Below are 22916 nucleotides of genomic sequence, written 5' to 3'. Positions count from 1 at the left end.
TTTCTATAAATTTAAAAAAATACATATGAATGGTATAATATTGGGTAAGATAAACTATAGGTGAATATAATGAAAAAACTGATGATGTTAATACTCGTACTGGGACTTGCGGCGTGCAGCGGTGAGGCAACTCAGGCAGAAAAAGATTTAGAGAATATCAATACGGAAATTACAGAGCTGGAAGATCAGATTAATACACTGCAGGGTGACAATGAAGCACTCCAGCAAAATGTTGATGCAAAAGAATCAGAGCTGGAAGCACTTGAAAAAGAATTCGAAGAAAACCAGCAGCCTGAAGAAGAAACAGAAGAACAAGAAGAGCCAGAAAACGAAGAGTAAAGGAGTTTTAATGATGCATGAAGAGAAATTTTATTTAATCGAAGGTAAAAAGATGACGCTTATGGAACTGGCTAGAGAACTCGAGTCAGCTGCCGGCGGTGAATTTGAAGATGTCCGCGGTTCAATCAATCGTGTTGTCGTAAAAAAACCGGCACCGGAACAAGGTTTTGAGACTTTTACCATTACTTTTAAGATGAAGCATACAGTCGATTTAATCGATGCGGTCGTAACGACTGATAACAAAAAGAAAAATCTTGAAGACTACGACTTCGAGAACAATGAGTTTACTGTACGTTTAATCAGTTATATCCGCCGCGATGTGCCAATTAAAAATGAATCAGAACTTTAATAGATAGGTCTGAATTAAAATGAAATATATTAAGACAAAACGTCTGATTTTACGCGACTGGCAGGAAAGTGACTTAAAAACATTTATAAGAATGAATCAGGATCCGGATGTCAGACGCTATTTCCCATCACTTGCTTCACCGGAAGAATCTGTTGAGTATGCACGGGTTGCTCAAAAGTGCATCGTCGACAGAGGCTTTGGCCTGTTTGCTGTGGAACGGAAAGATACGAATGAATTTATCGGTTTTACAGGCATTCACGTGCTTGAAGCAGATGACAGTCTGGATTTTGAGTTTCTGCCCTGTATTGAAATAGGATGGCGGCTTCAGAAGAAACACTGGAACCAGGGATTTGCGACGGAAGCCGCCCGCGGGGTATTGAAGTTCGTAGAACGCCAGACTGACATTAAAGAAGTATACGCTTATACGGCGGTACGGAATATTCCATCGATAAATATTATGGAGAAAATCGGTATGGAGCCGGTGAAAACTTTTGACCATCCTGATATTATGGACGGGCATTCTTTAAAACAGCATGTACTGTTTAAAAAATCTACAAAAAAAGAGCGCAGATTCAAATTGTAACTTTGAATCCGTGCTCTTTTTATTTTGCCATCTTATTTTAAATCTTCGTAAGTTCTAACTTTTACAGGAACGTATGATTCAAAGCCTTCAAGAATATCATTTAGATTATCGCTGATAAACAGCATATCCAAATAGCGTTCTTCTAAAAAGCCTTCTTCAATGGATTTATCGATGACCATCTTTAAAGTATCGAAATACCCGTCGACATTTAATATGCCGATTGGTTTTTCATGCAGACCGAGCTGACCCCAGGTGAAGACTTCAAAGAACTCTTCAAGCGTGCCTGCACCGCCCGGCATCATAATAATCGCATCACCTTCGGACTCAAGCTCGAGCTTACGCTGGTGCATAGACTGTACGATACGCATATCTTTTACACCGGGATGAGCGACTTCACGGTCGACAAGGAACTGGGGAATAACGCCGGTAACTTGGCCGTTTTCAGCTAAAGCGCCATTTGCGACTGCGCCCATCAGGCCGGTCGCGCCGCCGCCGTAAACGATGGTTAAGTTTTTCTTCGCAGCATCAGCTCCAAGCTTGTAAGCTGCCTTTTCATAGTTTTCATTTTTGCCGGTTTTGGCACCGCAGAATACGGTGATTTTTTTAACGCTCATACAGTTAGCTCCTATGCTGTTAAACTTATTTATTAAACATTAACTCTTCGTAGTTTTTAATCGACTGGTCTTTAACGTATGCACTGCCGTCTGTTACAACACGTTTACGCTTGTTTGCATGTTCAAAGTTCATACGGCGGTGTTTGTTGAATAAGCTGTTGCTGTTTCTTAGCTCTTCTTTTTCTTTTTTCTTTTCTGCAACATGCTTATCGCGTGCTGCACTGCGCGGATCTAAAATGTTTTTATGCTGCTGGCGAAGCGGTAAAGACTCGTCCTGCAGATCATTTGAATTTCTTGTGAATTCAGTATCATTGAGCACTTTTTCTTCATTAATTTCCTGGATGTTTGTCATTTTCTCACTGCTTTCAATAGTTTGAATTGCGTTACCTGTATATGGTACCAGTTCGTTCTGAACTTTGTCATCCTGGAAGGTGTTTTCTGCTTCTTCCGTTTCTTCTTCAATATCATCAAACATGTACATTTCACCGTAATCGGGTTCCTGGTTATCAGGTTCTGTTAATTTATCAGTGTTAATGTCCGGTGTCGGTTCATCAGAAGACATCAGTTCATCGGAAACTGTCATGCCATCTTCGATATCCTCAGCAGATTTTTCCTGGTGGGATTTAAAGATTTTCGGCACGAAAGAAGAACGGCTTTTATCGTCATTATCAGATATGCGTTTTTCTTTATGTGCTTCTTTATCTTTTTCAAAATGTTTTTCCAGAGACTCTTCCTGATCGAGGCTCTTCTGATAACTTTTAACTTCTTTGTTATAACTGCGTTCCTCGAGCGTATTGCTTACTTTCGTACCGATAGTCTGCGCAGTATTCTTCGTCGATTGATACGCACTTGATGCAGCATCTTTACTGCTGTCTTTCACGCGTGTATATACTGAATTTGAAACTGCGCCGAGCTTTTGCACATCGGGATGCTTCGTTATCTTTTTACGTTCATTAAATAAGGGAACTGCAATCAATGGTATAATTGTGGCTAACATTTTTAAATTTTTGTTCACTGGGACTGACCTCCATATAAATGCTGTTTAGATTAATTATACAATACCCTGGGCAATAAAGAATTAAACGGTATCAAGGTTTAAAAATTTTCAAATAATGGTATGAATATAAAGAATAGACGAGGAGGATTCAACATGTCAAATATAAATGAAACGATGAAATTAAAAGATATTTTATTTAAAGTGCCATCTTCGGCAGGCGTATTCCGCGAAATCGATATTGATTTTGTGAATCACGGTGAAAAGACTTTAAAAGAATCGCATGAAGAAGGCAGCTTTAATCTTGAAAACATTATTTATGAACTGAATGAGCAGTCGAAGGAACGTATCGAAGGCATCGATATTTCTTATATGGATCAGACGAGTATTATTAAATATATCGAACGTAAATATTACGAAGATCTGCTGGATGAACTGCCGGTATTAAATGATTACGTTGAAAAACTTAGTAAGAAATATAAAAAAGAAGAAGTTGAATACGATAAAGTAGCCGAACTCTTCTATAATATTTACCGGGAAATGACGGTTCATATTGAAACGGAACAGTCAGACGTGTATCCGCTTCTGCTGACGTACTACGAAGAAAACAGCGACGCGGCATATGAAGCATTGAAACCGCACATTACAAGACTGCTGGATGAACACAAAAACATCGTCCACTGGTTCAAGCAGATTCGCTCGCTGACAAACGGCTATACGCCGGTCGACAGCAACGAACCATTAAACGTCTTTGTAATGAAGAAACTGGAAGAAAACGAAGATAATATAATGACTCTCCTGCATCTGGAAAACAACCTGCTGTTTACCCCGTTCAGGTAGGATGTAAATCGGAAAACCCGCTCATGTGAGCGGGTTTTTGTTGTTTTTAGGGGAGAAATATATTGATTTTCAGACTGACGGGTCACTGTAGCTTTGACAATGACGGAGTAGCGGGTTTATCCCGTCATTGTGACTTTGACAATGACGGGGTAGGAGGTTTATCTCGTCACTGTAGTTTGGACAATGACGGGGTAGGAGGTTTATCTCGTCACTGTGACTTTGACAATGACGGGGTAGGAGGTTTATCTCGTCATTGTGAAGTCCATAATGCACAGCAGCGATCTCCTCTGCCTGCAACATCGTCTCACGAGCAGAGGAGAACAGCTGACCCCCATCCGCAACAACAAAAAAACGGGCGCATTTTCTGCACCCGGCCTAATCTAACTATATTATCCCTGCGTTTTCGGCAGTTCGACTGTAAACGTGGAGCCAACACCTTCCACACTTTTTACGTATATCTTACCCTCGTGGGATTCGACTAAGTGTTTAACAATGGCGAGGCCCAGTCCCGTTCCGCCTGAGTGGCGGCTCCGTGCTTTGTCGACCCGGTAGAATCGTTCAAACAGTCGGTCGAGGGCTTCTTCCGGAATGCCCATTCCGGTATCGCGCACCGTCAGCACAACTTTCGATGAGCGTTCTTCAGCGTCGATATAAATATCGCCGTTGTCCGAAGTATAGTTGACGGCGTTTGCGACCAGGTTCAGCACAATCTGCCCAAGCCGATCTTCATCTGCTTCAACATAGATTGGGTTTTCATCACTCGGCAGATGCAGCGTAATATTTTTATCGCGTGCAAATTTAGAAATCGTCTGCGTGGAGTTGCCAATAATTTCATTCAAGTTGACTTCGGTAATATTCAGCGGCATTGCTTGCTTTTCAATTTTCGACAGCTCGAGCAGATCCGTAATTAACCGGTTTAAGCGCTCGCTTTCATCGTAAATAATCTGCATAAACTGCTTGGCTGTCGTTTCATCTGGTACATCGCCGCTCAGCAAGGTTTCAGCAAAGCCTTTCACCGAAGTAATCGGTGTCTTCAGCTCGTGCGACACGTTCGCAACGAATTCACTGCGCATTTTCTCTAAGCGCCTAATATCAGTAATGTCATGCAGCACGATAATCGCCCCGCGCTGCTGCCAGCCCTGACTGTAGTACGGCGCAATATGCACGTCAAGAATACGTTCTTCCGGGAAGTAAATATGCGCCTCGTCGTGCCGCTTCACATTGTCTTCAATAACAGTTTCGATTAAATGATCGATACCGAGGGGTCCGAATACGTATGTGTATTCCTTGCCGTCAATTTTTGAAGTGTGTTTCGATAAAAAGCGTTCTGTCGCATGATTCGTAAGGTCGACTTTACCTTTATCGTCAATCAGCACAACGCCGCTCACGAGGTTCGACAGAATACTGTTTAACTGCTTTTCGCTTTCTTCTATTTCATTAACATGCGCCTGCAGACTTGCAGCGAGCGCATTAACGGATGTATTTAAATTACCGATTTCACCGGAATAGTCTGCATTAATTCGCGCACTGTAATCTTTATTCTGCAGCCTTTTTGTGACATTAATCACTCTGTTAATCGGCTTCGTAATATTGTAGCTTAACAGCGCCGCCGATATAACGGAAACGAGTAAAATGATGAACAGTATCGCACTCAGTGTAGTCCAGATAGCGCTGATGGCGTTATCTATCGACTGGGTCGACACAGAAGTTCTCACTGCACCGATAAGCTCGCCGTCAGCTTCGACGGGAATCGCCACGTACATCATCGACATATCCCGCGTATCACTCAGGCGGACCGACTCGCCGAGCTCTTGATTTTTCACGAGTACCGCATCAATCTCCGGCCGGTTAAGATGATTATCCATCGATTCAATATCACTTTCAGAATCGGCAATCACAGTCCCATCTCTCGCAATAATCGTATAACGGAGCGTAATCTCTTCATTAAAATGACTCGTCCATTCATCGAGCGTTTCACGGTCTTCATCAAGTCCGCCGAGCGTAATAACTTCAGAAATCAGCTGGGCGTTTTCAATCAGATGGTCTTTTGTCATATCTGTATATGTATTTTGAATGATTGAGCTGATAAAAAACCACAGCACCAGTACAAATGTTATCGATAATATTAAATACGATCCTGTGATTTTCAGCCACAGTCTCTGCATTTAATCCTGTCCTTCCATCTTATAGCCGAAGCCGCGAATCGTCCGTATATAAACCGGCTGTTTCGTGTCCGCTTCGATTTTTTCACGCAGGTGACTGATATGCACGTCAACAATGCGCGTATCGCCGTCGTAATGGAAATCCCATACGCCGTTTAAGAGCTGATCACGGCTGAGTACTTTACCGCGGTGATTTGCAAGATAGAGAAGAAGTTCGAATTCTTTCGGTGTTAAGACGAGCTGTTCGCCTTTAAACATCACCATATATTTATCCGGATGAATTTCCAGTTCCCCGATTTTAATCACTTCATCTTTAACTTCAGCGGCAACGAGGTTTGTGCGGCGCAGAATTGCTTTAACGCGCGCTACCACTTCTCTTGGACTGAAGGGTTTTGTCATATAGTCATCGGCCCCCAGTTCAAGACCGAGAATTTTATCGAACTCATCGTCTTTTGCTGTCAGCATTAATATAGGGGTATTAATTTTTTCCTGTCTGAGTGTTTTGCAGACATCCATGCCGTCCATGCCCGGAAGCATGAGATCGAGGACGATTAACGTCAGGTCTTCTGTTGTTGCGATATCAAGTGCATCATTGCCATTCTCAGCAGTCAGTACTTCAAAACCGCTCTGTTCCAGGTTGAATTTCAGTAATGTTAAAATTGATGGTTCATCATCCACAACTAGCAGCTTTTTCATCTATATGCCCTCCGTAAATTTCTTAATCTTATAACAACTATATTTTAGCACAATTCATACAATTTACAGACGAACTTTACACCTTCTTAACAATACGTCTGAATGCCCATATATTGTAAATCAATAAAATGATTTCAGGTGGTGTCTGTGATAAAATCAGAGGAGAATGATTTACTTAAATTTAATATATTAATGAGTGAAAATAATGGATAACAGATATTCAAGACAGTTGCTTTATTCAAATATCGGCGAGCGGGGGCAGGGGCTACTCGGAGAAAAAACGGCAGTTATTGTCGGCCTCGGAGCGCTCGGGTCTTTATCGTCTGAAATGCTCGCGAGAGCAGGCGTCGGCAAACTGATTTTAATCGACCGCGATTATGTCGAGCTGACTAATTTGCAGCGCCAGACATTATATAACGAAGAAGATGCGGAACTTAAAAAACCGAAAGCTGTTGCCGCCTACGATAAATTATCGAAAATCAACAGCAGCATCGATATCGAAGTGCACGTCGCACACTGCGATGCGGGGCTAATTGAGTCCGTCGCTAAGAATGCGGACCTCCTGTTAGACGGTACGGATAACTTCGATACACGTATGCTGATAAACGACGCGGCTTTTAAATATAAGATTCCGTGGATTTACGCGGCATGTGTCGAAGGCTCGTACTCAAGTGCAGCTTTTGTACCAGGTGAAACACCATGCTTCAGATGCTTAACGCCGGTTCTGCCGACGACGACATTGACGTGCGATACCGCAGGTATTATCTCGCCGGCAGTCCATATGGCCGTCAGCAACCAGGTGACGACAGCACTTAAAATACTGACGGAACAATTTACAGCGCCGTACCATATGCATATCGGCAACGTCTGGGATATGGACTATATGAAGTTCGATTTCGGCAATATGACGGACAGTACATGTCCGACGTGCCAGACTAAGGACTACCCAGAAATTAACAGAACCGAATCCAGTGCGATGAAATTCTGCGGCCGGGATATGATTCAGGTCATCGACGAACGCCTGACTGAAAATATCGTGACCGAGACACTGGAACAGGCAGATATTGCATTTAAAAAGACGCCGTATTTTATCGAATTTAATTACGGGGATACACGTATCGTCAGTTTTTCAAATGGCAGAATGCTGTTGCATAACGTTGAGAATTTAAATAAAGCACGAACCATCGTCAACCAACTATTTGGCTAGGAGCGGATACGAATGAGTATTGTGGACAGAATTGACAGAGATATTAAAGTAGCGGTGCTGACAGTCAGTGACACGCGTAATAAAACGACGGATAAGGGCGGTAAGCTCGTCATTGACTATATAGAAACAGTTAACGCTTTTGTACCGGATGAACATTATGAAGTCGTGAAAGACGAGATTGAAACGATTCAAAACGCAGTGAAAAAACACCTTGAAGCGGGTGTGGATGCGGTCATAACGACAGGCGGCACGGGCATCGCCAGACGCGACGTAACGATTGAAGCGGTCACGCCGCTGTTCGATAAGGAAATCGAAGGCTTCGGTGAACTCTTCCGTATGCTGAGCTACACAGAAGACATCGGATCACGCAGTTTACTGTCACGCGCAGCAGCGGGCACGCATGACCATCAGCTGATTATTTCCCTCCCCGGTTCAAGCGGTGCAGTGAAACTGGGCATGGAAAAACTCGTGATGCCGGAATTAAATCACTTAGTGTTTGAACTGAATAAAGAGAACTAGAGCGCCTCACATTGGGACAAATACGATTAATCGACCCAACGAGCGCCTCACATTGGGACAAATACGATTAATCGACCCAACGAGCGCCTCACATTGGGACAAGTACGACTAATCGTCCCAACGAGCGTCTCACATTGGGACACAACCTGCTAATCGCCTCAGGCAAGCGTCCCATCGCTTTACCCATCCTAAAAAATCCGCCTGCCTATATTAATAAGCAGACGGATTCAATCATATTTAAGCCTTGTAGTCGCCGGATTTACCGCCTGACTTTTCAAGGAGTTTCGTTTCTTTAATAATCATGCCTTTATCTAAAGCTTTGCACATGTCGTAGACAGTGAGTGCAACGGCGCTTGCTGCCGTCAGTGCTTCCATTTCAACACCGGTTTTGCCGGTCGTTTTTACTGTTGCTTCAATAACCAGTATGTAGGCGCCTTCTGTTTCCCAGCGGAACGATACATCGACACCGGACAAGGACAGCGGATGGCACATCGGAATGATTTGATGTGTATTTTTTGCCGCCATAATGCCAGCGACCTGAGCGACACCGAGAACATCACCTTTTTTAACAGTGCCTTCGGTAATTCCCTGGTAAATATTTTCCGGGACTTCTAAGAGCGCCTGTGCAGTTGCACTTCGCTTCGTCACCGTTTTATCTGAAATATCGACCATTTTAGCACGGCCTTCTTCATTAAAATGCGTAAAATTAGACATAATGACCCTCCCATTTAGTACAATAAGTATAAGTAAACAAATTATATCAGACATTAAGAAAAAAATGATAAATAACTTAAATACAGCGAGGATGATAAAGATGACTTTAAACAGAACACCGCTTCATGTTAACGATGCAGTGGCTAAACTGATGGAACATGTCACGGAGCTTGGTACAGAAACTGTCAGCTACAAGGATAGTTACAGCAGAGTGCTGGCGAAAGATTTAACAGCGACGTCGGATGTACCGTTATTTACTAAATCGGCAATGGACGGTTTTGCGATTAACTCCAAACACTCAAAAGGCGCTTCAGGCGAAACGAGAGTTGCGTTCAAAGTTGTCGAGGAAGTGCCGGCCGGCAGTTCGAGTGATTACGTGTTAAAAGACAATGAAGCATTCCGTATTATGACAGGTGCCGAAATTCCGGAGTCAGCGGATACGGTAGTAATGTTCGAACAGACGAAAGAAACTGATGACGGCTTTACGATCCGCCGTGAGTTTAAAGCGGATGAAAATATCGCGCAAAAAGGCGAGGAGTGTAAAGTCGGTGACGTCATTGTCGAAAAAGGCACGATGATTAATCCGGGTACTGTCGCAACGCTCGCAACCTTCGGCTACAGCGAAGTTGAAGTGTTCAAGCAGCCGTCAGTCGGTGTGTTATCTACAGGAACAGAATTGCTGGAAGTTGAAGATGAACTGGAACGCGGTAAAATCCGCAACTCAAACACACCGATGGTAATGGGGCAGCTGCAGCGTATGGGCATCGCAGGGAAACACTACAAACTCGAGACAGATGATTTCGATACGCTTTATACGCGTATTAAATCAATGCTCGAAGAAGTCGATGTCATTATTACAACAGGCGGCGTCTCGGTTGGAGATTACGACCTGCTGCCGAAAATCTATGATGCACTCGGCGCAGAAGTATTATTCAACAAAGTCGCAATGCGCCCGGGCAGTGTAACGACAGTGAGTACATTAGGCGATAAACTGCTCTTCGGTTTAAGCGGTAATCCGTCAGCGTGCTATTCAGGTTTTGAATTGTTTGCACGTCCTGCGCTGAATTTAATGCAGTCAGCAGCATTGCCGTTTGCGCCGATTATCGATGCGGTACTCGATGAAGATCATACGAAAGCCAATCCGTTTTCACGCTTTATCCGTGCGGAACTGTTTTTCAAAGAAGGGAAAATCTATGCACGTCCGTCCGGTTTTAATAAATCAAACGCAGTTACATCGATTGCACGAAGCAACGGTGTCATCGTTCTGCCGGGCGGTACGCGCGGATTTGAAAAAGGCGATACTGTCAAAGTGATGATGACCGATGTTACAACAGGTGCAGATAGTTTCGGGGTGGAGTAAATGAAAACATTACAGATAGCAGGCTATAAAAACACCGGGAAAACAACACTAATTCTCGATTTCGTGCAGTTATTGAAACAATACGGCTATACTGTGGCAATCATTAAGCACCATCATATTACGGAAGATGTAGAAAACAGCACGGATACCGGCAGATTTTTTGAAGCGGGCGCAGATTATACGACGTTCAATATGCCGGGACATTCAGTGATGCTGGAGCAGCCGGAAAAACCGCTGACAGTTCAACTTCAGCGCTTTCAAAATGAAGGTGTGGATTTCGTGCTCGTTGAAGGCTACAAAAATGAAAACTACTCAAAAATTATACTCACATATTCGTTTACAGCAGGCGATACAGATATTAATGAAATCGGTCTGACGAATGTGTTAAACCGCTTTGATATGCGTTATGATAAGGACAATGCAATGAATTGGTTTAAAGAATGGAGCAATATTGGCAATGAAAATGTTTGAAGTCGTATCTGAAGAACTGGATATAAATAAATATCATAAACTGACTGTAAATGAACATCAGGGTGCAGTCTGTACATTTACAGGACATGTCCGTGAATGGACAAAAGGCACACGTACAGTCCATTTGGAATATGAAGCGTATATTCCGATGGCAGAAAAAATGCTTGCTAAAATCGGCGATGAAATTGCTGAACGCTGGCCTGGTGTCATTACAGCAATCGGCCACCGTATCGGCAAGCTGGAAATTTCCGATATCGCAGTCGTGATTGTGACGAGCTCGCCGCACCGTACAGACAGCTACCGTGCGAATGAATACGCAGTGGAACGGTTAAAAGAAATCGTGCCGATCTGGAAAAAAGAAATATGGGAAGACGGCGAAGAATGGATTGGCGATTCCCGCAAATATCATCCGAGTGTGGAGGAAAACTAAATGGAAATTAAAGTTTTTGCAAGTATAAAAGAAAAAATCGGCAGCGATACTATCGATTTATTTGTCGGTGACTCAATTACTGTCGGTGAATTAAAGAACCATATTTTTGTCGACTATCCTGAACTGGACGGCGAAGTATTCCAGGTTGCTAAAAATGAAGCGTTTGTCAAAGATGACGAGGTCGTTACATCGGACGATATTGTCGCATTAATTCCACCGGTAAGCGGGGGCTGATATGATTGGAGTTATTTTAGCCGGCGGCAAATCGAGCCGTTTCGGTGAGGATAAGTCACTCTATATTTTAAACGGCAAACCGATGTACGAACATGTCGCACAAAAGTTGAAAAATGTTCAAGCAATCGACGGGATTGTCATCAATACAAATGATAAACTAAAGACAAGCTTTAATAATTATAAAGTGATTGTCGACGATCCGGAGTATGCGGATTACGGTCCGCTCGGCGGACTGTACCGTGCAGCGAGTGAATATCCGGGAGAATCACTGATGGTGATTTCCTGTGATACGCCGTATGTTGATTCAGCCTGGCTGGATATACTGGCAGAAGAAGCGGAGAAAACAGGCAGGACGACAATTACGGCTGATAACGACAGAGAGCATCCGCTCATCGGGGTTTATCAGCATGACACTTTAGCTGAACTTTTAGAACGTCAGCTGAAGACGAAACGGTTAAGTTTAAAGGCGTTTTTCGAGAATCTCGATGTCGATTATTTAAACATCGAGTCTTATAATCTCAATAGTACGACGCTGGTTAATATCAATCGAAAGACTGATATTAAATAAGGAGGAATTACATGGCTCAGGTAGTTACAGATAAATTTGGCCGTCCGATACGGGACTTAAGAATCTCGGTCACTGATAAATGTAACTTCAGATGCCGATACTGCATGCCGAAAGAAATTTTCGGAGATGATTTTGAATTCTTAAAGCGCGAACAGCTGCTTTCATTTGATGAGATTGAAAGACTCGCAAGAATTTATGCAGGTCTTGGTGTGAAGAAGTTACGCTTAACAGGCGGAGAACCGATGATGAGAAAAGACCTTCATGAATTAATCGAAAGATTGAATGTTATTGAGGGCATTGAAGATATTGGTTTAACAACGAACGGACTGCTGCTTAAAAAACACGGTCAGAAATTATATGATGCAGGACTCAGACGCATTAATATTAGTCTTGACGCAATGGACGATGAACTGTTCGGTAAAATTAACGACCGCGGCATCGGCACGTCACGCATCCTGGAACAGATTGAGTATGCAATCGGACTCGGTTTCCAGATTAAAATTAACATGGTTGTGCAAAAAGGCTTAAACGAGCAGGAAATTCTGCCGATGGCGAGATACTTTAAAAATCTGCCGGTCACATTGCGCTTCATTGAATTTATGGATGTCGGCAACGACAACGGCTGGAACTTCGATAAGGTTGTCAGCAAAAAAGAAATACTTGAAACACTGCAGACAGAATTTGATCTGGAACCGTTAGACCCGTCATATTACGGTGAAGTGGCTAAAGTGTACAAGCATAACGATGCTGCTGATTCTTATCTCGGATTTATTACGAGTGTCTCGGAAAGCTTCTGTTCGACATGTACGAGAGCAAGACTGTCATCTGACGGCAAGTTCTACGGCTGTCTGTTTGCAGTTGACGGTTTCGATATTAAAACATTGATGAGAGACGGCATCTCAGACGAGGAACTGACAGAAGTATTAATGGGTGTATGGGATAAACGTGATGACCGTTATTCGGAAATCAGAACTGAAATTACAGAAGAAATGCGCCGTAAACGCAAGAAAATTAACATGAGCTACATCGGCGGATAAATTTACAGAAAACGTGAAGGGGCCTCTTCACGTTTTTTGTGTCTAGAAGGTGAGAATTTGAAACTGAACTTAAGTTTAAAACAAGCTGTTCTATATAGTTCGCTTGCGATAATCAGCGTTGTTTTCTATATAGTATTCGGCCATCATCTGTCCCGTATACTGGAAAGCATCGTGATGGGTACCGGCCTAAATATTACACAGTCCCTGACGTATATGAGTATGTTTTTCATACTGTTTATCCTGACAGATAAATTCTACAATTTGTATACGCGTACGCGTGCGAATCAATCGATTGAACATAAAGCTGGGCAGCTGTTCGACCGTATCGATGTGAAAACACAGCGGGAATCAGAAGGCATGATTAATGCGCTACACGTGCATCTGGAAGAATACCGCTCGTATGAAACAGCTTTTGTGCCGACGATTATTAAAACGATGATTAAAGTGACGCTTATTATTGCAACGTTATTTTTTATCGATATTTACGCCGGGGCGATACTATTATTTACCGCACCGTTCATTCCGCTGTACTATGTGCTGGTAGGGCTGCAGACTCAGGAAGAGTCGGTCAAACAGGCAACGCGTTTTGACAATATCGGAACGTTGTTTTTAAACTTAATCCGCGGTAAGGATACGGTAAAAAATACGAACTCAAAAGAAACACTCATTAAGAGACTGGAGAGTGACAACAAAGGTTTTGTGAAAGAAACGATGCATATTTTAAAATACGCCTTCCAGTCGACGATGATGCTCGAGTTTATAACGATATTAGGTATCGGACTTGTAGCATTGGAAGTGGCACTGCGTATTATAATATTCCAGAATATTTCATTCTATACTGCATTTTTCGTCCTGCTCTTAGCACCGGAATTTTACAACGCACTGAAAGTACTCGGTACTGAATTCCATAACGGAAAACTGGCCCTCGGCAGTTACGAAAGAGCAGAAGAGATTATTAAGCAGCCGGCAATGAATACTTCTTACAGAGGTAAAACTGACAGCTGGGCTGCAACGGCAGAGAATCTGACAGTCGGTCACGACGATAAAATTCTCTTAAAAAACACAAACTTCAACTTCAGTAAAACCGGACTGACGGCAATTACAGGTGAATCCGGGGCAGGGAAAACGACACTGCTCCGCACACTCCTTGGATTGCATGAACCTGCAGCAGGTACGCTCGATGTACTGACGACTGACATCGGCTACGTCTCTGATCAGGTATATTTCTCGGATACGACAATTTATGACTATGTCTCGGGGAACAGCCATTCAGAAGAGAAAGTAATGGAAATACTGCATAAGTTAAATTTAACTGACAGTATCGATAATCTGGAAGCGGGCATTTATACGCCGATTGTCAATCACGATATTCCGTTGTCGGGCGGAGAAATTGTCCGCTTGAAAATGGCGCGTGTATTAATCTCCAAACCTGAAATTATTATTATGGATGAACCGACAGAGTTCCTGGATGCCCAAACAGAACAGCTTGTGATGAAGTATTTAACGGAGCTGAAAGAAACATCAGCAATTATTGCAGTGATTCACCGCCGCCAGCTGCTGTCGATTGCTGACAGCCACTACGTGTTAAATAATGGTGAACTGCAAAGAGGTGACACAGTATGATGTATTTAAAAGGTGAAAAGATGCATATCTTCTACAGTATCGTGCTCGGTATTATCGGCGGTCTCGTTGGTGTAGCGATATTCGGTCTGAGTGGTTATATGATCAGCTTAAGTTTCTTTGAACCGCCGTTCTTTCTTATTATTTTAATCATTGCGATGATTAAAATGTTCGGTTTAACAAAAGGTGCTGCGAAGTATATGGAGCGTCTGTTAAGCCACGATGCGACCTTTAAAATGATCGGCAGATTAAGAGCGTCGTACTTCAAACAGTCGGTAAACAGTACTGAAGATACGCACAGCGTGCGCTACATTCAAAAGCTGACGAGCTACTTTGACGATATTGAAGATTATTATATCCGGATTATTTACCCGTATGTCGTTGCGGTATTTATCTCACTTATATTGACAGTGCTGTCACTGTTAATTGACCCAATGTTACTCGTGATTCTGCTCGTATCAGTACTGATCTTACTATTAATTATGCCGCTGGTTATAAGCGGAATATCAGGGAAACTGTACGATGAAAGAAATAAGGTAGAGGATTCATTGTTTACACAGCTCTATCATTACATTCATGACTTTACGAACCTGTTCGTTGTAAAAGAAGACAGACAGGTAAACGAAAACATTAAAGCAACATATAAAAAAATTACAAAGAACGAAAACAAAGAAGCGTCACTCGATGCAGTCATTGATACAGTCAGCCTGCTGATTCAGCTCGGGATGATCCTCCTGATCATTGTACTGTTCAGCGGGGATTATCCGCTGTTAATTCCAATGATTATATTACTTTTAATGAGTTTCTTTGAACTGACAATACCGGTCATTAAACCGGCGAGTAAATACAAAGCGGTAAAAGCGCGTGTGGAAGCGGTAAATAATCCAGGCGGGTCAGTGCAGGAAGATAAACACCAGTCACTGTCACTGTCCAACATGACCTTCCGCTATCCTTCAACGAAACGCGATGTACTTAACAGTATTAATATAGATATTAAACCGGGCGAGAAACATGCACTGATCGGCAGCAGCGGCTCGGGCAAAACAACTTTGCTCAACCAGCTGATTAAGCAGTCGGATGCGGGAATTATGCCGCAGCATTTGGACTTTTACAACGCGACGGTAAAAGAAAATATTACGATGTTTAATCATTTTGAATCTGAAGAAAATCAGATTAATGAACTGCTTGAACAATTTGAGCTGGATCATTTCAAAGCGGATGATTATATTACGTCGACGGAGTATTTATCACTTGGTGAGAAGAAACGGATGCATCTGATCCGCATGTATATAGAAAACAAAAATACGTGGATACTGGATGAACCGACAGCCAGTTTAAACACACGGCTTCGTGATAAGATATGGGAAGAAATATTCCAAAAAGATACAGTGCTTGCGGCAACGCACGACCTCAGTCATCTTGACCGGTTTGATTATGTGCATTACCTTGAAGGCGGCACAATTATCGAGAGCAGCAGCACCGAAGATGCGCTGGATCACGACGGACCGGTCAGAGAAGCATATCGACGGTACAGAGATGCATTGTAAAGAAGTTTATAGAATGGATATATCCTTATGAGAACGGATTTTTATATGATATAATGTTCTTAATTTAACAAAATTAGTGGAGGTGACGGCTGTTGGGAAGGTGTATCTGAAAAGAACTGCAGAGAATACTCTGTTAAACAATATAAATCAAACTGAATTTCATGAACAAACGACCCAGGCGGTCACAAATTATCGGAGGTGAACCCCGTAGGAGGGGGACTGATTGGATATATCCACTATAACTAATTTATTACTATTTGTTTTATTAATCGTACTTACAATGCTTTTTGTAGGTTCAGAATTTGCATTTGTTAAAGCACGCATGTCGAGAATTCACGCATTGGTTGAACAGGGAAACAAAAGAGCAATACGTGTAGAAAAAATGATTAAAAACCTGGACTATTACTTATCTGCCTGTCAGCTGGGTATTACAGTGACAGCACTAGGTTTAGGTTGGATCGGGGAATCTACATTTGAAGTAATCTTACACCCGCTGTTTAACCTGATTGGTATTCCTGAATCAATGTCATCTGTTGCAACAGTGGCAGCAGCATTTATTATCGTAACGTTCATTCACGTTGTTGTTGGTGAACTTGCACCTAAGACTGTTGCGATTCAGTATGCAGAAAAAATGTCAATGGCACTAAGCGGTCCGCTATACTTTTTCGGTGTCGTTTTAAAACCATTTATTTGGACAATGAACGGTGCAGCAAGAGGACTTGTACGTTTAGTTGGTATTAAAGAAATGCCGACAGAACAGGCACACTCGGAAGAAGAGCTTAAAGTGATTATGACTGAAAGTTACCAGAGCGGTGAAATTAATCAGACAGAACTTGCTTATATGCAGAATATATTCTCATTTGATGAACGTACGGCAAAAGACGTTATGGTGCCGCGTACACAAATGATTACACTTGAAGAACCGGTAACGGTTGATCAGGTTATTGAAACAATTAAAGAATACAACTACACGAGATACCCTGTGACTGAGAGCAATGGTGACAAGGATAATATTATCGGTTTTATAAACGTCAGAGAATATTTAACAAATCACGTATCGGATGAACATGTCGCTGCAGGCGATTATATACATGAACTTCCGGTGATAACTGAATCATCACGTATCAGTGACGCGTTAGTTAAAATGCAGAGAGAAAGCGTGCATATCGCGCTGATCATTGATGAATACGGCGGTACAGCCGGTATGGTGACCATGGAAGATATTCTTGAAGAAATCGTTGGGGAAATCCGTGACGAGTTCGATGAAAATGAAGAACTGGATATAGTTAAAGTCGACGAGAATATTTACCACATTAACGGCCGTGTGCTGCTTGATGACCTTGAGGACGACTTTAAGATTTCGTTTAATGAAAGTGAAGATATCGATACGATCGGCGGCTGGATGCAGAGTATTAATACTGACATTGAAGAAGGCGAATATGTCGATACGGAATTTGACCGCTGGCAGGTGCTGGAAGTTGAAAACCATTCAATTAAACAGGTTGCCTACTTAAGAGACTACAACAGAGTATCCGATGAAACACAACTTGAAGAAGATGTTGATAAGAAAGATAACGAAAAATAATATTTACAGAGGAATCGGGGCAGAGATGTCCCGATTTTTTTGTTTATATATTCTGTGAGTCCGATGAAGTCCGTTCATCCGACTGGAAACGTGAATTCGGTCCGATGAAACCCGTTCATCCGACTGGAAACGTGAATGCAGTCCGATGAAACCCGTTCATCCGACTGGAAACGTGAATGCAGTCCGATGAAGTCCATTCATCCGACTGGAAACGTGAATTCGGTCCGATGAAACTTGATCATACGACTGGAAACCTAATTACAGTCTGATGGAACCTGCCTCTATGCCAAAGATTAAAAATTGGTCCGATGAACCTGTTAAATATTATGGTAAAATATAATCAAATATAAGGGGTGATGCGGCGATGGATATAGTAGGACTGGCTGCTGTAATATTAACTTTCACGATACCGCTTTATGCGATATACAGAGGTTATAATCAAAGCGATGATAAGATGGAATTAAAGAAAATAAAAGAACAGAGAAGACTGGAAGAAATTAAACAGGAAAACTATCTGCTGGAAAATGAATCGATGCGCATTGAACTGGACAAGATAAAAAAAGAGAATGAAAGAAAGCAAAAAGCACTAGAGAATAAAGAGGACCGACGCTGGCTGATTGAAGAGAGTGAAGAAGAGAAAGACAAAGCTGAGTAGAGCTTTGTCTTTCTTAATCATCGGACTTCATATGTTAAACTGGAAATAAGATAAATCGGAGGGATGATATGGGCATTTTTGAATTTCTCTTCTTCACCTCACTTGTGTTAATCGGCGGCGGGGTAAGTATTCCTTTATATGCAATGAAACGTGGATATAACCAGAGTGATCAGAAGCTCGAAATTAAAAAGATGGTTGAACAGCGTAAGCTTGAACAGATAAAGCAGGATAATTATCTGCTTGAAAATAAGTCGATGGCACTTGAACTGGAGCAGATTAAAGAAGAGCGGGAGCTGCGTGAGCAAAAAGCGCTTGATTCAAAAGAATCTCGCCGCTGGCTGATTGAAGATAAAAAAGAAAAAGAGCAGGTTTAAAAAGGGGCGGATTATATGAAAACATTAATTAAAAACGGTCTGATTGTCACGACAGAGCATGAATATAAAGGCGATATTTTAATCGAGGGGACTAAAATAGAAGCGGTCGGCAGAAACTTAAGAGTGGAAGCGGACAAAGTAATTGATGCTGAAGGAATGTATATATTGCCTGGCGGTGTGGATCAGCATGCACACTTTTCGTTTGAGTTTATGGGGGAGCGGACGAAAGGCTTTGAAACGACGAATGCAGCGGCACTTGGAGGCACGACGACGGTCATTGAGTTCGTAAACCAGGAACAGGGCAAGGGTCTTGTTGAAACGGTGGAAGCGTACCGTAAAGAGTGGGTAGAGGGTATTTCAATGGTGGATTACAGTTTCCACCCAGTTATTACAGATCCGACACCTGAAACGTTTAAGGATATTAAAAATCTGCCTGCAGCGGGTTATCCGACTGTTAAGCTGTTTATGGCGTATAAGGGCCAGTTTTTCCATTCGGATGATGAAGCGGTAACGAATGCGCTCCTGGAAGCGAAAGATGCAGGCGTTACTGTTATGGTGCATGCTGAGAATGCGGATTTAATTGATTTAATGCAGAAAAAAGCAATTGCGAATGGTGAAACAGATCCGTACCATCACGCATTAACACGTCCGCCGATTGTTGAAACGGAAGCAACAGAACGTGCGATTAATTTGGCGCGTTTTGCAGAGGCACCAATCTATATCGTACATGTAACGACTGAAGGTGCGGTAAATGCAATTAAGAAAGCGAAAGAAGAAGGACTGCCGGTATATGGTGAAACGTGTACGCAGTATTTACTTTTCGATAAAGAGTATCTTGCTAAAGAAGACTTCGAAGGATCGAAATATGTATGTTCACCTGCGTTAAGAGATAAGGCTGACCAGGAGTATTTATGGAAATCATTAAAAGACGGTTCAATTAATGCAGTAAGTTCCGATCACTGCGGATTTACGTTTGACCAGAAGAAAATGGGACTGGATGACTTCAGACTGATACCGAACGGCACACCGGGGCTGGAAAACAGACTGCCGATGTTATGGACATATGGTGTGGAAGCAGGGAAGATTACACGTTCAGAATTAGTAGATTACTATTCAACGATGCCTGCTAAAAACAATGGACTGGATCACCGTAAAGGATACATTGCTCCAGGGTATGATGCGGATGTTGTGATTTACAATCCGAATGTAGAGAAGAAAGTTACAGTAGAAGACAGCCTAAATGCACTGGATTACACGGCGTATGAAGGATTTGACCAGATCGGTGAATGTGATGCGGTGTTCTTAAGAGGAACACAGGTCGTTAAAGACGGTAAATACGTGGGTGAAAAAGGGCAGGGTGCGTTTATAAAAGGAACAGCATTCGGTACGGCGTTTAGGTAAATTATAAAAATAAAATAATGTCCTTCAGAGGGCATTATTTTTTACAGAAAAATATATAGGGAATAAGACTATCTAACAGGAGTGATGATGTGAAAAAAATATGGTTTATGCCATTTATTGTTTTGCTGTTAGTTTCGTCAGCTTGCTCTGATGGTGCAGAGGAGACAACAGAAAGTACTGAAGACAACCAAACTGCGAATGAAGTTGAAGAAAGCAGTAAAACGGATGGATCTGAAAACGCAGAGAAAGAGAATAATGAGTCAGCAGAGACAGCATCAAAGGCAGAGAATGAAACGAGTCAATCAGAAAATAATAATGGATCATCAGAATCTGCTGAAGATAAGGATAATCAAACAACAGAGAGTGAAGAACACACAAAAGTATCTAACTCAGCTTTATTATTTGATATAAACTCTCCAGAAGTACAATCTCAGCTTCTCGGAACAAGTGCCGGAAATGACCAAGGTACTTTTGAACAGGATGTAATAACTGAAGGCATGACTCAAACAGAAGTCGAAGAGTTATACGGACCTTATGAATTTACGTTTTATTCAGGTGGAGCTTCACCGGCATTCCATGGAAATCTTGGTGTTGTATACAGTGAGCGTGCACCGTATGGACCAGGGGATGATGGTTCTGACAGCAGCATCAACCCGCATGAAAACTATGTGGAGTATGTGTGGTATTTCGCGCATATTACTGAAGAAGAATTGATAAATGCTCTGGGTGAACCTGATCAATATGATGACGGGAGCCGGTCGATGAATGGCTTGCCGCATTATGTATATGAGGGTGAAGGAGAAGACGGAAGGTATTTTATTACCGGTGCAAGTACTTATAACTCTCCGGAAGGTGAACGGATTGGTCTGATTAAACGGGAGATTTTTGATGAAAATCCACAGACTCAGAGTTCATCTAATAATGATGAACGTTATTTTGATAAATATTATACTGAAGGATTCCCTGTTAAACTGACAGAGGAAGATGATTATTTCACTTACGATACGTTAAGAAACTTTATTTTCAAAACGTATTTAGACAGCCTGGCTGATTATTATAATGACGAAAATAACGATGTGCTTTCTATCCTGGAAGGAAATGCAATGGATAAAATTCAGGCTAATAAAGCATCTGGTAAGTTCAAAGATCATCAAAACTATCCGGGAACAACAGTTTCTGTACAGCAGATTTCAGAGAGAGAATATCAGATTACTGTAAACAGAACATATTCACATGCAACATCGAATGGGCAGGAAACGTCTCAGGTGACGTATACGGTGCTGGATACAAATGGAATGCTGAAAATAACTGATTATCAGTAAGTTATTAATTATAAAAGATACTTGAGGAGTGTAAAGATAACTTTACGTCACAGGGAGGCGCAGTTTTTGATGAATTTATTAAGCAGGGGTTTCCAATCGCTTCAGCCATAATTGGTAAACTGGTAATAATCAGTTGTACGTTTTTTTGTTTTAGAAAATTAACGTCTGTATAATCTCGTCATAGTTTCTTCCTAGCCGATTAATTGCTTCTACAATAAATTGATTACCCTCTCTGATAAATTCCATCGCTTCCTGAAATATAATTCTTTCAGAGATATTCTTTCCTGATAACTTCTCATTAAATATTTTCTCTGCACCAAATCTTTTAAACACTTCAATTTGTCTATCGAAGTTCTGATCCAGTGTAGAAACACGAGCATACGCAACTTTCATGAAACCACCCCTTTTATCTACTAATTATTTTACACCCTAATCATACATAAAATATTGAGGATTATCAGCAATCAATATTTGTATAATTAGGGTCTACCTTTATTAGGCAACTATATAACACTTTAAAAAAGAAATACTGTCAATTTCGATGTTATTTCGCACTGATTTGGGCGATAATTTGTACTATAGTTAAGAAGCCCAGCTAATCTTTTCACAAAGACAGCTGGGCTTTAAAGTTGGTTATGCAAAATAACACTTAAAATATATACAATTTATCGTCAAAAATGACAATCCTAGTATTTGTATTAAACAATTAAAAAACTCAAAACGTCTCAAAAATATTCGTTTATGAGATTATTTGTCTAAATGTCTATATAGAGTAGCGCGACTTATATTTGTAGCAGCTTTAATTTCATCCAGTGTGTATTTTTTTAACATATACATTTCAACTGCTCTTTTTATATTATCGTCACTTCGTTTAGGTCTTCCCATTTTCTTTCCATCTTTTCTTGCCTTTTTAACACCTAATTGTGTTCTGAATCTGACAACATCACTTTGAAAATTAGAAATTTCATTTAAAATGTGTTGGAAACTATATTCTGCAGCAGCAGAAACTAGTATGTCCGGATTGATAATAAGGATACGTACACCTTTTTTACTGCATAAGTCAATGATATCTACTAGCTGTTTTGTTGAGTCGGCTAGTATACATATATCTGTAATAAACAATTCATCATTTTCTTTCAGTGTCTCATGAAGCAAAGAGTCTAACTGATTTCTAAGTTTATTTTCTGCATGTTCTTCTATATAGATATCCTTAGTATGTTCTTCTAATTTTTTCTTTTGATTTTCAATATCATCATATAATTCAATAGGTCTTATATAACCGTATTTCATTTAAT

At 41.5% G+C, this 22916-nt stretch carries 25 protein-coding genes and 1 pseudogene; 19 read left to right on the top strand and 7 right to left on the bottom strand.

Annotated features, from left to right (window positions below; genetic code table 11):
* Nucleotides 1–69: 69 nt before the first annotated feature.
* Genes H625_RS0104050 through H625_RS0104040 form a run of 3 tightly spaced genes read left to right on the top strand, consistent with a single transcriptional unit; the run spans nucleotide 70 to nucleotide 1271 of the window.
* Nucleotides 70–339, top strand: coding sequence for a hypothetical protein (locus H625_RS0104050; protein WP_026858782.1), 270 nt, complete (start codon nucleotides 70–72; stop codon nucleotides 337–339).
* Between the two features lie 13 nt (nucleotides 340–352).
* On the top strand, nucleotides 353–688 hold the full coding sequence (locus tag H625_RS0104045; RefSeq protein WP_026858781.1) for a hypothetical protein: 336 nt from the start codon (nucleotides 353–355) through the stop codon (nucleotides 686–688).
* A 19-nt stretch (nucleotides 689–707) separates the two neighbouring features.
* Nucleotides 708–1271 (top strand): GNAT family N-acetyltransferase, encoded by a 564-nt coding sequence (locus H625_RS0104040; RefSeq protein ID WP_026858780.1) that lies wholly within the window; start codon nucleotides 708–710, stop codon nucleotides 1269–1271.
* Nucleotides 1272–1303: 32 nt separating this feature from the next.
* On the opposite strand, the gene H625_RS0104035 is transcribed toward H625_RS0104040, so the two are convergent.
* Together H625_RS0104035 and H625_RS0104030 are read right to left on the bottom strand one after the other, a co-directional pair.
* The gene (locus H625_RS0104035) at nucleotides 1304–1885 is read right to left on the bottom strand and encodes an LOG family protein (RefSeq protein WP_026858779.1); all 582 of its coding nucleotides are present in this window, start codon (nucleotides 1883–1885) and stop codon (nucleotides 1304–1306) included.
* 25 nt (nucleotides 1886–1910) lie between these two features.
* On the bottom strand, nucleotides 1911–2900 hold the full coding sequence (locus H625_RS0104030) for a hypothetical protein (protein WP_026858778.1): 990 nt from the start codon (nucleotides 2898–2900) through the stop codon (nucleotides 1911–1913).
* A gap of 135 nt (nucleotides 2901–3035) precedes the next feature.
* Between H625_RS0104030 and H625_RS0104025 the strand changes: the two genes are divergently transcribed.
* A complete protein-coding gene (locus H625_RS0104025; RefSeq protein ID WP_026858777.1) occupies nucleotides 3036–3719 on the top strand; it encodes a hemerythrin domain-containing protein in 684 nt (227 codons plus the stop codon).
* A gap of 389 nt (nucleotides 3720–4108) precedes the next feature.
* On the opposite strand, the gene pnpS is transcribed toward H625_RS0104025, so the two are convergent.
* Together pnpS and H625_RS0104015 are read right to left on the bottom strand one after the other, a co-directional pair.
* Nucleotides 4109–5884 carry a two-component system histidine kinase PnpS gene (pnpS, locus tag H625_RS0104020; protein ID WP_026858776.1) on the bottom strand — a complete coding sequence of 592 codons (1776 nt, stop codon included), beginning with the start codon at nucleotides 5882–5884 and terminating at the stop codon, nucleotides 4109–4111.
* Nucleotides 5885–6577: a response regulator transcription factor gene (locus H625_RS0104015; protein ID WP_026858775.1), complete on the bottom strand. Its 693-nt coding sequence runs from the start codon at nucleotides 6575–6577 to the stop codon at nucleotides 5885–5887.
* Nucleotides 6578–6782: 205 nt separating this feature from the next.
* Between H625_RS0104015 and H625_RS0104010 the strand changes: the two genes are divergently transcribed.
* Nucleotides 6783–7784 (top strand): ThiF family adenylyltransferase, encoded by a 1002-nt coding sequence (locus H625_RS0104010; RefSeq protein WP_026858774.1) that lies wholly within the window; start codon nucleotides 6783–6785, stop codon nucleotides 7782–7784.
* A gap of 12 nt (nucleotides 7785–7796) precedes the next feature.
* The gene (locus tag H625_RS0104005) at nucleotides 7797–8303 is read left to right on the top strand and encodes a MogA/MoaB family molybdenum cofactor biosynthesis protein (RefSeq protein WP_026858773.1); all 507 of its coding nucleotides are present in this window, start codon (nucleotides 7797–7799) and stop codon (nucleotides 8301–8303) included.
* Between the two features lie 237 nt (nucleotides 8304–8540).
* Here H625_RS0104005 and moaC read toward each other — a convergent pair whose 3' ends face one another.
* Nucleotides 8541–9017 (bottom strand): cyclic pyranopterin monophosphate synthase MoaC, encoded by a 477-nt coding sequence (gene moaC / locus H625_RS0104000; RefSeq protein ID WP_026858772.1) that lies wholly within the window; start codon nucleotides 9015–9017, stop codon nucleotides 8541–8543.
* Nucleotides 9018–9117: 100 nt separating this feature from the next.
* Here moaC and H625_RS0103995 point away from each other — a divergent pair, with 100 nt between their 5' ends.
* The 13 genes from H625_RS0103995 to H625_RS0103930 all read left to right on the top strand — a co-directional run bounded on the left by H625_RS0103995 (nucleotide 9118) and on the right by H625_RS0103930 (nucleotide 21621).
* The gene (locus H625_RS0103995) at nucleotides 9118–10377 is read left to right on the top strand and encodes a molybdopterin molybdotransferase MoeA (protein ID WP_026858771.1); all 1260 of its coding nucleotides are present in this window, start codon (nucleotides 9118–9120) and stop codon (nucleotides 10375–10377) included.
* Nucleotides 10378–10848, top strand: coding sequence for a molybdopterin-guanine dinucleotide biosynthesis protein B (gene mobB, locus H625_RS0103990; protein ID WP_026858770.1), 471 nt, complete (start codon nucleotides 10378–10380; stop codon nucleotides 10846–10848).
* Entirely contained in the window at nucleotides 10835–11278 is a 444-nt protein-coding gene (locus tag H625_RS0103985) for a molybdenum cofactor biosynthesis protein MoaE (RefSeq protein ID WP_026858769.1), read from the top strand. The genes mobB and H625_RS0103985 overlap by 14 nt, the downstream gene beginning before the upstream one ends.
* Nucleotides 11279–11512, top strand: coding sequence for a MoaD/ThiS family protein (locus tag H625_RS0103980; protein ID WP_026858768.1), 234 nt, complete (start codon nucleotides 11279–11281; stop codon nucleotides 11510–11512). It begins immediately after the preceding gene.
* Nucleotide 11513: 1 nt separating this feature from the next.
* On the top strand, nucleotides 11514–12080 hold the full coding sequence (mobA, locus tag H625_RS0103975) for a molybdenum cofactor guanylyltransferase (protein WP_026858767.1): 567 nt from the start codon (nucleotides 11514–11516) through the stop codon (nucleotides 12078–12080).
* 11 nt (nucleotides 12081–12091) lie between these two features.
* Nucleotides 12092–13117 carry a GTP 3',8-cyclase MoaA gene (moaA, locus tag H625_RS0103970; RefSeq protein WP_026858766.1) on the top strand — a complete coding sequence of 342 codons (1026 nt, stop codon included), beginning with the start codon at nucleotides 12092–12094 and terminating at the stop codon, nucleotides 13115–13117.
* A 57-nt stretch (nucleotides 13118–13174) separates the two neighbouring features.
* Nucleotides 13175–14740, top strand: coding sequence for an ATP-binding cassette domain-containing protein (locus tag H625_RS0103965; protein ID WP_026858765.1), 1566 nt, complete (start codon nucleotides 13175–13177; stop codon nucleotides 14738–14740).
* Nucleotides 14737–16284 (top strand): ATP-binding cassette domain-containing protein, encoded by a 1548-nt coding sequence (locus H625_RS0103960; RefSeq protein WP_026858764.1) that lies wholly within the window; start codon nucleotides 14737–14739, stop codon nucleotides 16282–16284. The genes H625_RS0103965 and H625_RS0103960 overlap by 4 nt, the downstream gene beginning before the upstream one ends.
* Before the next feature lie 223 nt (nucleotides 16285–16507).
* Entirely contained in the window at nucleotides 16508–17869 is a 1362-nt protein-coding gene (locus H625_RS0103955) for a hemolysin family protein (protein WP_026858763.1), read from the top strand.
* A gap of 364 nt (nucleotides 17870–18233) precedes the next feature.
* Nucleotides 18234–18524: a hypothetical protein gene (locus H625_RS12500; RefSeq protein WP_035785138.1), complete on the top strand. Its 291-nt coding sequence runs from the start codon at nucleotides 18234–18236 to the stop codon at nucleotides 18522–18524.
* A gap of 68 nt (nucleotides 18525–18592) precedes the next feature.
* On the top strand, nucleotides 18593–18898 hold the full coding sequence (locus H625_RS0103940) for a hypothetical protein (protein WP_026858762.1): 306 nt from the start codon (nucleotides 18593–18595) through the stop codon (nucleotides 18896–18898).
* A gap of 15 nt (nucleotides 18899–18913) precedes the next feature.
* On the top strand, nucleotides 18914–20299 hold the full coding sequence (hydA, locus tag H625_RS0103935; RefSeq protein ID WP_026858761.1) for a dihydropyrimidinase: 1386 nt from the start codon (nucleotides 18914–18916) through the stop codon (nucleotides 20297–20299).
* A gap of 89 nt (nucleotides 20300–20388) precedes the next feature.
* Nucleotides 20389–21621: a hypothetical protein gene (locus H625_RS0103930; protein ID WP_026858760.1), complete on the top strand. Its 1233-nt coding sequence runs from the start codon at nucleotides 20389–20391 to the stop codon at nucleotides 21619–21621.
* Between the two features lie 79 nt (nucleotides 21622–21700).
* On the opposite strand, the pseudogene H625_RS12495 reads toward H625_RS0103930, so the two are convergent.
* Together H625_RS12495 and H625_RS0103920 are read right to left on the bottom strand one after the other, a co-directional pair.
* Nucleotides 21701–22014, bottom strand: a pseudogene (locus H625_RS12495) (recombinase family protein); the annotation flags it as partial.
* A gap of 354 nt (nucleotides 22015–22368) precedes the next feature.
* Nucleotides 22369–22911 carry a recombinase family protein gene (locus H625_RS0103920; protein ID WP_026858759.1) on the bottom strand — a complete coding sequence of 181 codons (543 nt, stop codon included), beginning with the start codon at nucleotides 22909–22911 and terminating at the stop codon, nucleotides 22369–22371.
* Nucleotides 22912–22916 lie beyond the last annotated feature (5 nt).

Source organism: Jeotgalicoccus psychrophilus DSM 19085 (assembly GCF_000425845.1).
Classification (GTDB): Bacteria; Bacillota; Bacilli; order Staphylococcales; family Salinicoccaceae; genus Jeotgalicoccus; species Jeotgalicoccus psychrophilus.
Note: the sequence above shows the minus strand (reverse complement) of the source record. Positions and strands in the feature narration are given on the sequence as shown.

Excerpts from the sequence above, each read along its gene's own strand:
- H625_RS0104050 (WP_026858782.1), top strand. The coding sequence starts at position 70 with ATGAAAAAACTGATGATGTTAATACTCGTACTGGGACTTGCGGCGTGC.
- H625_RS0104045 (WP_026858781.1), top strand. The coding sequence starts at position 353 with ATGCATGAAGAGAAATTTTATTTAATCGAAGGTAAAAAGATGACGCTT.
- H625_RS0104040 (WP_026858780.1), top strand. The coding sequence starts at position 708 with ATGAAATATATTAAGACAAAACGTCTGATTTTACGCGACTGGCAGGAA.
- H625_RS0104035 (WP_026858779.1), bottom strand. The coding sequence starts at position 1,885 with ATGAGCGTTAAAAAAATCACCGTATTCTGCGGTGCCAAAACCGGCAAA.
- H625_RS0104025 (WP_026858777.1), top strand. The coding sequence starts at position 3,036 with ATGTCAAATATAAATGAAACGATGAAATTAAAAGATATTTTATTTAAA.
- pnpS (WP_026858776.1), bottom strand. The coding sequence starts at position 5,884 with ATGCAGAGACTGTGGCTGAAAATCACAGGATCGTATTTAATATTATCG.
- H625_RS0104015 (WP_026858775.1), bottom strand. The coding sequence starts at position 6,577 with ATGAAAAAGCTGCTAGTTGTGGATGATGAACCATCAATTTTAACATTA.
- H625_RS0104010 (WP_026858774.1), top strand. The coding sequence starts at position 6,783 with ATGGATAACAGATATTCAAGACAGTTGCTTTATTCAAATATCGGCGAG.
- H625_RS0104005 (WP_026858773.1), top strand. The coding sequence starts at position 7,797 with ATGAGTATTGTGGACAGAATTGACAGAGATATTAAAGTAGCGGTGCTG.
- moaC (WP_026858772.1), bottom strand. The coding sequence starts at position 9,017 with ATGTCTAATTTTACGCATTTTAATGAAGAAGGCCGTGCTAAAATGGTC.
- H625_RS0103995 (WP_026858771.1), top strand. The coding sequence starts at position 9,118 with ATGACTTTAAACAGAACACCGCTTCATGTTAACGATGCAGTGGCTAAA.
- mobB (WP_026858770.1), top strand. The coding sequence starts at position 10,378 with ATGAAAACATTACAGATAGCAGGCTATAAAAACACCGGGAAAACAACA.
- H625_RS0103985 (WP_026858769.1), top strand. The coding sequence starts at position 10,835 with ATGAAAATGTTTGAAGTCGTATCTGAAGAACTGGATATAAATAAATAT.
- H625_RS0103980 (WP_026858768.1), top strand. The coding sequence starts at position 11,279 with ATGGAAATTAAAGTTTTTGCAAGTATAAAAGAAAAAATCGGCAGCGAT.
- mobA (WP_026858767.1), top strand. The coding sequence starts at position 11,514 with ATGATTGGAGTTATTTTAGCCGGCGGCAAATCGAGCCGTTTCGGTGAG.
- moaA (WP_026858766.1), top strand. The coding sequence starts at position 12,092 with ATGGCTCAGGTAGTTACAGATAAATTTGGCCGTCCGATACGGGACTTA.
- H625_RS0103960 (WP_026858764.1), top strand. The coding sequence starts at position 14,737 with ATGATGTATTTAAAAGGTGAAAAGATGCATATCTTCTACAGTATCGTG.
- H625_RS12500 (WP_035785138.1), top strand. The coding sequence starts at position 18,234 with ATGGATATAGTAGGACTGGCTGCTGTAATATTAACTTTCACGATACCG.
- H625_RS0103940 (WP_026858762.1), top strand. The coding sequence starts at position 18,593 with ATGGGCATTTTTGAATTTCTCTTCTTCACCTCACTTGTGTTAATCGGC.
- hydA (WP_026858761.1), top strand. The coding sequence starts at position 18,914 with ATGAAAACATTAATTAAAAACGGTCTGATTGTCACGACAGAGCATGAA.
- H625_RS0103920 (WP_026858759.1), bottom strand. The coding sequence starts at position 22,911 with ATGAAATACGGTTATATAAGACCTATTGAATTATATGATGATATTGAA.